The sequence below is a fragment of the Amycolatopsis sp. NPDC051102 genome (assembly GCF_040682815.1).
In the GTDB taxonomy this organism is placed as follows: domain Bacteria; phylum Actinomycetota; class Actinomycetes; order Mycobacteriales; family Pseudonocardiaceae; genus Amycolatopsis.
In genome coordinates, this window is the sequence record NZ_JBFBBT010000007.1 from 364,397 (window position 1) to 373,487 (window position 9,091).

General features: G+C 71.2%; 11 protein-coding genes. 7 read left to right on the forward strand and 4 right to left on the reverse strand.

The annotated features are described in order from the left end of the window. Positions 1-19: 19 nt before the first annotated feature. The 3 genes from pheA (at position 20) to AB0M93_RS22650 (ending at position 2,307) form a co-directional block, all read left to right on the forward strand. Positions 20-928 (forward strand): prephenate dehydratase, encoded by a 909-nt coding sequence (gene pheA / locus AB0M93_RS22640; RefSeq protein ID WP_364276135.1) that lies wholly within the window; start codon positions 20-22, stop codon positions 926-928. Then, the gene (locus AB0M93_RS22645) at positions 925-1,542 is read left to right on the forward strand and encodes a histidine phosphatase family protein (RefSeq protein WP_364276136.1); all 618 of its coding nucleotides are present in this window, start codon (positions 925-927) and stop codon (positions 1,540-1,542) included. The genes pheA and AB0M93_RS22645 overlap by 4 nt, the downstream gene beginning before the upstream one ends. 117 nt (positions 1,543-1,659) lie before the next feature. Next, positions 1,660-2,307: a DUF4232 domain-containing protein gene (locus tag AB0M93_RS22650; RefSeq protein WP_364276163.1), complete on the forward strand. Its 648-nt coding sequence runs from the start codon at positions 1,660-1,662 to the stop codon at positions 2,305-2,307. Here the strand turns inward: AB0M93_RS22650 and AB0M93_RS22655 are convergent. The 4 genes from AB0M93_RS22655 to AB0M93_RS22670 all read right to left on the reverse strand — a co-directional run bounded on the left by AB0M93_RS22655 (position 2,304) and on the right by AB0M93_RS22670 (position 5,538). Then, a complete protein-coding gene (locus AB0M93_RS22655) occupies positions 2,304-2,774 on the reverse strand; it encodes a hypothetical protein (protein ID WP_364276137.1) in 471 nt (156 codons plus the stop codon). The genes AB0M93_RS22650 and AB0M93_RS22655 overlap by 4 nt on opposite strands. A 39-nt stretch (positions 2,775-2,813) precedes the next feature. Then, entirely contained in the window at positions 2,814-4,061 is a 1,248-nt protein-coding gene (locus tag AB0M93_RS22660; RefSeq protein WP_364276138.1) for an MFS transporter, read from the reverse strand. A 98-nt stretch (positions 4,062-4,159) separates the two neighbouring features. Further along, positions 4,160-4,510, reverse strand: coding sequence for a metallopeptidase family protein (locus tag AB0M93_RS22665; protein WP_020642760.1), 351 nt, complete (start codon positions 4,508-4,510; stop codon positions 4,160-4,162). Beyond that, on the reverse strand, positions 4,510-5,538 hold the full coding sequence (locus AB0M93_RS22670; RefSeq protein ID WP_364276139.1) for a septum formation family protein: 1,029 nt from the start codon (positions 5,536-5,538) through the stop codon (positions 4,510-4,512). Before AB0M93_RS22670 ends, AB0M93_RS22665 begins: the two co-directional genes overlap by 1 nt. A gap of 94 nt (positions 5,539-5,632) precedes the next feature. Here AB0M93_RS22670 and AB0M93_RS22675 point away from each other — a divergent pair, with 94 nt between their 5' ends. The 4 genes from AB0M93_RS22675 to AB0M93_RS22690 are packed head-to-tail and all read left to right on the forward strand — an operon-like array spanning position 5,633 to position 8,831. Beyond that, the gene (locus AB0M93_RS22675) at positions 5,633-6,229 is read left to right on the forward strand and encodes a hypothetical protein (protein ID WP_364276140.1); all 597 of its coding nucleotides are present in this window, start codon (positions 5,633-5,635) and stop codon (positions 6,227-6,229) included. Then, positions 6,230-7,396, forward strand: a complete 1,167-nt coding sequence (locus AB0M93_RS22680) for a glutathionylspermidine synthase family protein (RefSeq protein ID WP_364276141.1) — start codon at positions 6,230-6,232, stop codon at positions 7,394-7,396. Between the two features lie 37 nt (positions 7,397-7,433). Further along, entirely contained in the window at positions 7,434-7,886 is a 453-nt protein-coding gene (locus AB0M93_RS22685) for a DUF350 domain-containing protein (protein WP_364276142.1), read from the forward strand. Positions 7,887-7,916: 30 nt separating this feature from the next. After that, the gene (locus AB0M93_RS22690; RefSeq protein WP_364276143.1) at positions 7,917-8,831 is read left to right on the forward strand and encodes a haloalkane dehalogenase; all 915 of its coding nucleotides are present in this window, start codon (positions 7,917-7,919) and stop codon (positions 8,829-8,831) included. Positions 8,832-9,091 lie beyond the last annotated feature (260 nt).

Consider the following 9,091-nt stretch of genomic DNA (forward strand, 5'->3'; position numbering starts at 1 on the left):
GCCCCGTAGCCTGGGGTCTGTGTCACGGATCGCATACTTCGGCCCGCAAGGGACCTTCACGGAACAGGCCGCGCGGGTGCTCGCCGCCGGCGAAGAACTGATCCCGGTCGAGACCGTCCGGCTCGCGATGACGGCCGTCCGCGAGGGCGAGGCGGACGCGGCGTGCGTCCCCATCGAAAACTCGGTCGAGGGCGTGGTGCCCGCCACGCTCGACGCGCTCAGCGAGTCGACCCCGCTGGTCGCCGTGGCCGAAGCCATCCTGCCGATCCACTTCAGCGTGCTGGCCCGGCCCGGGACCGCGGAGATCCGGACCGTCGCCAGCCACCCGCACGCGCTGGCCCAGGTCCGCGAGTGGCTGGAAGCGAACCTGCCCGGCGCCCACCCGGTGGCGTCGTCGTCGACGTCCGCCGCCGCGGTCGGCGTGCTGGAGGGCGACTTCGACGCGGCGGTCTGCGCGCCGGTCGCGAACGAGCACTACGGCCTCGAGGTGCTGGCGACCGAGGTCGCCGACGTCACCGACGCGGCGACGCGGTTCCTGCTGGTCCGCCCGCCGGGCGAGCTGCCCGAGCCGACCGGCGCCGACCGGACGTCCGTGGTCGCCGCGGCCGCGAACCGCACCGGCACGCTCGCCGAGCTGCTCACCGAGCTGGCCAGCCGCGGCATCAACCTGACCCGGCTCGACGCCCGGCCGACGCGCAGCAACTTCGGCGAGTACCGCTTCTTCATCGACTTCGAGGGCCACGTGGCCGAACCGCGGGTCCTCGACGCGCTCACGGCGTTGCGCCGCCACTGCCGCCACCTGCGGTTCCTCGGCTCGCACCCGCGCGCCGACGGAACCCGCACCACGATCGAGCCCGGCTTCGGCAACGACGACTTCGTCGAAGCGGCCGTGTGGGCCGACGCGGTCCGCAAGGGAGACCTGGCGTGAGGCTGCTGCTCATCCGCCACGGCCAGACCGACGGGAACGTCCGCGGCGCGCTCGACACCGCCCTGCCCGGACCGCCGCTGACCGACCTCGGCCGCGCCCAGGCCGACAACCTCGCGGCGCGGTTGTCGGGCGAGCCGATCGTCGCGGTCTACGCGTCGCAGGCGACCCGCGCCCAGCAGACCGCGTCGCCGCTGGCCGCGCGGTTCTCGCTGGACGTCCAGGTCATCGACGGCGTCCACGAGGTCGTCGCCGGTGACCTGGAGGGCGCGACCGACCACGAGTCGATCCGCACCTACATGGAGACGGTCCGGCGCTGGACGCTCGGCGAGCTGACGGCGTCGCTGCCGGGCGGCGAGAGCGGCACGAGCGTGCGCACGCGGATGCTGGACGCCGTCGGCCGGCTGCGCGCGAAGCACGAGCAGGCCGACCCGGACGGGGTGATCGCCCTGGTCAGCCACGGTGGGGCGATCCGGCTGTCCGGCGAATGGCTGGCCTCGAACGTGCACGCGGACGTCGCCAACGCCGCGTTGATCCCGAACACCGGCCTGGTGGAGCTGGACGCGCGGCCGGACGGCGAGTGGCACTGCCTCACCTGGGTTGACACGCCGCTCTGATCGTCACGAAAGTGTGATCCCGTCACGTTTGGGACACGCTTGGTGGGGAATTCACGAGGGCGACCAACCTGCCCCGCGATCCGCACGTCTACCCCGTAGCACCACATCAGGGAGGCGATTGACATGGTTCGGACGAAGCTCACTCGGTTGCTGCCGGTCGTTGCGGCTTCGGCGGGTGTTCTCGCGCTTTCCGCCTGCGGCAGCGGCGGCACCACGCCGGCGGCGAGCAGCTCGACGCCGTCCTCGACGTCCCCGGCCGCGACCACCACGGTCACCACCGCCACGTCGAGCCCGGCGAGCTCGGCCCCCGCCGCGCCGCCGGTCGCCCAGCCCGCGGACGACGGGCTCTGCAAGGCCGGCGACGTCAAGCTTTCGCTCGGTCAAGGCGACGCCGGGGCCGGCTCGGTGTACCGGCCGCTGCTCATCAAGAACTCCAGCGCCAAGCCCTGCACCATCCAGGGCTTCCCCGGGGTGTCCTACGTCGCCGGCTCCGACGGGCACCAGGTCGGCAAGGACGCCTTCCGCGAAGGCGCCAAGGGCAACGCCGTCAAGCTGAACCCCGGCCAGACCGCGGCCGCCGACATCCAGTTCGTCAACGTCGGCAACTTCGATCCGGGCACCTGCCAGCCGACGTCGGTGAAGGGCCTGCGGATCTACCTGCCGCAGGAGACCGCGTCGAACTTCGTGCCGAACGAAGGCACGGGCTGCGCCAGCACGAAGATCCCGGGCAACCAGCTCGCCGTGAAGACGGTCCACCCTGCCTAAATGCGGGCGCAGATTTCTTGCGCCTGAGCCAGGTGCCGCTGGCCGGAGATGTCGTTGAAGTGCAGGCTGAGCACCATCCGGCTGACGCCGTCGATGTGGTCGGCCAGCGGCTGGTAGTTCGCGTTGACCTGCGCGGCGGCCGCGGACAGCTCGCGCGCCGCCATCATCCGGTGGAGCCGTTCCGAGGTCAGGCCGGGCGTCAGCGCCGGCTGCCGGTCCTGGCTCGTGTCGGGCAGCTCGCCGACCCGGTCGAGCGCCTGGCACGCCGCGACGGCGTCGTCGAGCGCGCCGGCGTGTACGCCGGACAGGCCCCAGAGCAGGCCGAGCACGCTGCCGCCGAGCACGAACCCGGCCACCGCGCACAGCACCAGCAACCGGCGTGACGGGGGCGGCGGCGAGGGCTCGGCCGGAGACTCGTCGAAGTCGGGATCGGCGTCGGTGCCGGTCCCCGGGTCCACGGTGCGCATGACTGCCTCCTCACCACCTGGGTGAGGAGCTATTTCAGCTCACAAACCCGGATCGTGGTGCGTCAGCGCGGCGGCTGAGTCCGATTCGTCACCGAGGGGGAACCGCCGCAGCGCCGCGAACGCGAACGCGGCGATCGCCAGCATGGCCACGCCGGAGACGGCGAACGTCCGCGCGGCCGTGCCGAGCCGTTCGGTCAGCACCCCGCCGAGCAGCGCACCCAGCGGGATCGCGCCCCAGACCACCGTCCGCCACACCCCGAGCACCCGGCCGAGCAGCTCGCCGGGCACCAGCGTGTGCCGGGCCGTCGCGAGCACGACGTTGACCGCCACCACCGCGGCCGCGAACAAGGCGAACAGCGCGGCGCTCACGACCGGGGACCGCACCAGGCCCATCCCGCCGAAGCCGAGGCCGCAGCAGACGATCCCGCCGGCGACCACGGCGAGCCGCCCGGCCGACCGCACCAGCCGCGGGGCGGCGCCGGCACCGAGCAGCCCGCCGACGCCGCCGGCGAAGGCGAAGAACCCGAACTTCGCGTCGGACAGGTGGAGGTCCTGGAGCGCGTACAGCACCAGCTGCGCCTGCGCGAGCTCGCTGACCAGGCTGAGCAGCCCGGCGACGACGACCAGCCGCACCAGCAGCGGGTGCCCGCGCAGCCAGCGCAGGCCCGCACCCAGCTCGGTGCGCAGCTTCGCGGGCCGGACCGCCGCTTCGGCCTGGCCGCGGTAGGTGCCCGCCAGGCCGAGCAGGACCGCGGCCGCGATCGCGAACCCCGCGGAGTTGAGGACGAACGGGAGGGCGGCGAAGAGCGCGAACGTCAGGCTGCCGACCGGGCCGCCGAGGAACGTCTGGCCGACGATCTCGCACGCCTGCAGCTTGCTGTTGGCCGCGTCGAGCGAGCCGTCGCCGACGACCGCCGGGATCAGCGCGTTCGCCGCGCTGTCCGCGATCGTCTCGGCCGTGCCGATGACCAGCGCGACCAGGTAGACCAGCCAGATCGTCATGCCACCGGTGCCGACGAGCACGGCCAGCACGCCGACCGCGGCGGCCCGGGCGGTGTTGGCGACGATCATCGCGCGCCGCCGGTCGATCCGGTCGACCAGCGCGCCGGCGACCGCGGCGAACAGCAGCCAGGGCAGGAACTGGGTGGCGGACAGCCCGGCGATGAGCACCGGGTCGCGGGTCAGCGTCGTGGCCAGCAGGGGCAGGGCCACCTTGCCGATGCCGTCCCCCAGGTGGGACGCCGCGCTCGACGTCAGCAGCCACGTGAGTCTTCGGGATCGGTCCATCGGGGCCCCCGGGCACGTATCGCTGTCACCCAATGACTTGGGGTAACAGGATAAGGGCGCGTCAGCCGATTGTGGTCACGGTGTCACTACCAGTGCGCTCAGCCCCAGCCGAGCTCGTGGAGCCGGGCGTCATCGATGCCGAAGTGGTGGCCCAGCTCGTGCACGACGGTGATCAGGACCTCTTCGACGACTTCGTCCTCGTCCTCGCACATGGCCAGGATCGGCTGCCGGTAGATCGAGATCCGGTCGGGCAGCACCCCGCCGTACGACGACGTCCGCTCGGTCAGCGCGATCCCGTGGTAGAGCCCGAGGATGTCCGGCGCCTCGTCGTTGAACTCCTCGACGAGCACGACGACGTTGTCCATCGCCCGCGCGAACTCGGGCGGCACCTCGTCCAGCGCTTCCGAGACCAGCTCCTCGAACCGCTCGCGGCTCATCTCGACGGGCATCAGCCGCTCTGCTTCGTCGACGGCGGAGCGGAGTTCGACGTGGCCGGGCCACCGCCACCGTCCGACGGCGGGCCGCCGTCCTGGGGCTGGCCGCCGTCCGGGCCCCCCGGGGCCGCCTTGATGCTGCCGGTCACCGCCTGCAGGCCGCTCTTGTCGGGCAGCGCCGACGCCACCTTGCAGTTGACCTTCGTCGAGCCGACGTCCCAGCTCTCCTGCTCCCGCAGGTCCCAGGTCAGGATCAGCTTCTTCGCGTCGAGGTCGGCGCCGCCGGTGTAGTCCGCGGCCGCCTTGGTGCACTCGGTGTCGAGCCAGGCCTTCTGGTCGTTCTGCGAGGGGTAGCCGTCCTTGAACTTCGTCTTGAGGTCGAGGGTCGAGACGATCTCGTACGAGTGCGACTTCGCGCAGTCGATCGGGTCGCCGACGCCCTTGCCGAGCAGCGCCAGGCAGGTGCCGGGTTCGAAGACCAGCGACTGGTCCTGGTCCTTCGCCGGCCCGGTCGTCGGCAGCAGCTTGCCGCCCGGGCCGGCCCACTGCAGGCCGCACCGCAGCTGGCGGTCGCCGTCCTCCCACTGCGACGGCGTCGGGCGCAGCAGGTTCGTCGTGAGCTTCCCGTACGGGTCGAGCTTGTGCCCGAGGTACGGCTTCACGTCCGCGGTGCACTTCTGCTGCGCGATCTGCTGCCACTGGTCCAGCGACGGGACGGGCACACCCGCCGGGAACTGGGCGCCGATGTCGACGAGCGAGGTCACCTCGAACAGGTGCGGCTGGGTGCACGGCACCTTGTGCGCGTCGCTGGCGTCCGGGTTGTCCCAGGTCAGGCAGCTGCCGGGCGGCGAGTGGAACGCCTCCTGGGCGGCCGGGGACAGCTTGCCCGTCCCACCGCCCGCCCCGCCGGTGATGCCCTCGCTCCAGGAGAACACGACGCTGAGGGCGAGCGCGATGAGCGCGCCCGCGAAGATCCCGCCCATCACGACGCGGGTGCGCAGCGTCTGCGTGGCGGTGGGGAACCGATCGGCGCTGGGAGACATCGCAGTCCATGATGCCCGCGCCGCGCGCGACGTGCGCGATCCGGGTGGTTAGGGTGGGTCACGGTTTCGTGGTGGCCGGGATTACGGAGCGCACATGACGCAGGACAACACTGGGGACCAGCCGCCCCCCGAGCCGCCGAAGCGCGGCTCGATGAGGTTTCAGGACTCGAACACCCAGCCCCGCGAGCCCTCGCTGGCCGAGCAGCGGGCCCGCCGGCAGGCCCTCGCCGACGAGGAGCGCAACGAGGAGCTGGCCCGCCAGGCCGACGCCAAGGCGGCCACGCGGCGCAAGATCCTGATCGGCAGCGGCGTCACGGTCGGCCTCGTCGGCCTGGTCGCGACGTTCTACACGGTCGCGAAGCCGGAAGGCGACGTCACCGCGGTCTGCACCGACTCGAACGGCGTCATCCAGAACGACGACTACTGCGACGACACCTACGTGAGCAGTCACGGCGGCTACCACAGCGGCGGCTTCCTGTTCCTGCCGATCCCGGGCGGCGGCTACAACAGCTACCGCTACAACTACGGCGGCACCGGCGTCATCGGGCAGCGCGTGGCCGGTGGTTCGTACGACCCGCCGTCCGCCCGCACCAACGTCAACACGAAGTCCGGCAAGTCCGTCCAGCGCGGCGGCTTCGGCATCAGCGGCAAGAGCGGCAGCGGCGGCAGCGGCAAGAGCGGGGGATCGTAGGTGTACCGGGACCGGCGTGAGCCGCGGCGAGACTGGCAGCGGATCGTCGAAGAGCAGGGGCTCGTCTACGGCACGCCGGCCCGCGACAGCAGCGGCCGGATGCGGCCGTACTGGGACGAGTCGGTGCACTACGTCTTCGAAATGGACGAGGTCCTCTCGCTGGAGGCCGACGTCGAGCTGCTCCACTCGATGTGCCTCGAAGCCGTCGACAACGTCGTGACGACCGAGGGCTACCGGCGGTTCGGCATCCCCGAGTGGGTCTGGCCGCACATCGCCGAGTCGTGGAAGCGGCAGGACCCGCACGTCTACGGCCGGTTCGACCTGCGCTACGACGGCAAGTCCCCGGCGAAGCTGCTGGAGTACAACGCGGACACGCCGACGACGCTGCTCGAGGCGTCGCTGCTGCAGTGGCACTGGAAGACCGACGTCTTCCCCGACGACGACCAGTGGAACTCGATCCACGAGAAGCTCGTCGAGCGGTGGGCGGTGCTGCGGGACAAGCTGCCCTCGAACGAGCTGCACTTCACCTGGTCGGCGGCGGATCCGTCCGGCGAGGACAACGTCACCACGGCGTACCTGCAGGAGACGGCGGCCGAGGCGGGGCTCGACACGGTGGGGCTGGCGATCGAGGAGATCGGCTGGGACCCGGTGCTCAAGCGGTTCGTCGACCTCGAAGAGCAGCAGATGGCGACCGTGCTGAAGCTGTACCCGTGGGAGTGGGTGGTCGACGAGGAGTTCGGCCGCCACGCCGTCGAGTCGCTGCCGCGGACGCTGTGGATCGAGCCGCTCTGGAAGATGATCCTTTCCAACAAGACGCTGCTGGCGATCCTGTGGGAGAACTACCCGGGCCACCCGAACCTGCTGCCCGCCTTCGCCGACGACCCGGGCCTGCTCACCGAGTACGTCCGCAAGCCGAAGCTGGGCCGCGAGGGCGCGAACGTCCAGATCGTCGCGACCGGCTACGAGACGCAGACCGGCGGCGTCTACGGCGCGGAAGGCTTCGTCTACCAGGCGTTCGACCCGCTGCCGGAGTTCGACGGCTACCGGCCGGCGCTCGGCGCGTGGATCGTCGGCGACAGTTCCGCCGGGCTGGGCATCCGCGAGACCGGCGGCCTGGTCACCGACGACGGTGCGGCATTCGTCCCACACCGCATCGTCGAGTCGTGATAAAACACCCCATCGCTGACCTCTTGGGAGAAAACTCGTGACCTCGACGCTTGCGCTGTCCGACACGTTCGGCTCCGACCTCGTGCGGGGGATCGGCGCGATCCTGCTGTACGGCGTCATCGGCCTGCTGCTGATGTTCGCCGGCTTCTGGGCGATCGACTGGACGACGCCGGGCAAGCTGTCGAAGCTGGTGACGCAGGGCCTGCCGAACGCGGTGATCGTGACCGCGTCCGGGCTCCTCGCGATGTCGTTCATCGTCGTCGTGGCGATCTTCAACTCGGCGAGCGACCTCACCGAGGGCCTGATCACGTCGCTGGTCTACGGCCTGCTCGGGATCGTTGTCCAGGTGGTCGGGGTCCGGCTCCTGGAGTGGGCGACCCGCATCGACGTGGCCTCGACCATCGAGAGCGAGAAGTTCGCCCCGGTGAGCATCGTGGTCGCGTCGGCGCACATCGGCCTGGGCCTCGTGGTGGCGGTCGGCATCTCCTGATCATGGCCACGGTGCTCCGTTCGCACTAGCGTGGGGCTCGTGCGCCTGCTGAGGACACCGGACGACCGGTTCACGGACCTGCCCGACTTCCCGTTCGAGCCGCGCTACGCCGAGCTCACCGACCCCCACGGCGGCGTGATCAGAGTCGGCTACGTGGAGGCGGGCCCGGCGGACGGCCCGGTGGTGCTGCTCCTGCACGGCGAGCCGACCTGGTCGTTCCTGTACCGCAAAATGCTCCCGGTACTGGCGGCGGCGGGCCTGCGCGCAATCGCCCCGGACCTGGTCGGCTTCGGCCGCTCGGACAAGCCGGCCAACCTGACCGACCACACCTACGCAAGGCACGTCGAGTGGATGCACGCATTCGCATTCGACGCACTGGACCTGCACGAGGTGACGCTGGTCGGCCAGGACTGGGGCGGCCTGATCGGCCTGCGCCTGGTGGCGTCGTCACCATCCCGGTTCGCGCGAGTGGTGGCGGCGAACACGGGCCTCCCGACGGGCGATGTGGATATGCCACCGGTGTGGCACCAGTTCCGGGAAGCCGTCCAGAAGGCACCGGTGCTGGACGTGGCCCGCTTCGTGCAGTCGGGCTGCACATCGTCGTTGCCGGCCGCGGTCCGGGCGGCGTACGACGCACCGTTCCCGAACGAGGTGTACAAGGCAGGCCCGCGAGCAATGCCGGGCCTGGTGCCGTACCGCCCGGACGACCCGGCATCAGCGGCCAACCGTTCGGCGTGGAAGACACTGACGGAACTGGAGATCCCGTTCCTGGTGGCCTTTTCGGACGGCGACCCGATCACCGGCGGGATGGCGCCGATCTTGAGGCGGGCGATGCGCGGAGCGTCGGGCTTGGACCACCCCGTGATAGCGGGGGCCGGGCACTTCCTGCAGGAGGACGCGGGCGAGGAGCTGGCCGAGCACGTGGCAAGGTTCGTGCGCGGCTGAGTGAGCAGCCCCCGTTTTCCACGCTAGCGGAGGGGACCGACGAAATCGGCGCCCGATGTCGGGGTTGTCCACAGGGGAACGCACGTGAACCGGCGGCCGGCAGCGGGAGCCGAGGACGGCGTCACCGGGCCTCTCGCCCCTCGGCCCACGACGCGAACCGGCGGCCGGCAGCGCGAGATGACCAACGACGTCACCAGACCTCCCCCGCCCCTCATCCCAGCCGCTTTTCAGTCGACGGTCGGGTTTGTCAAGGCACGCTT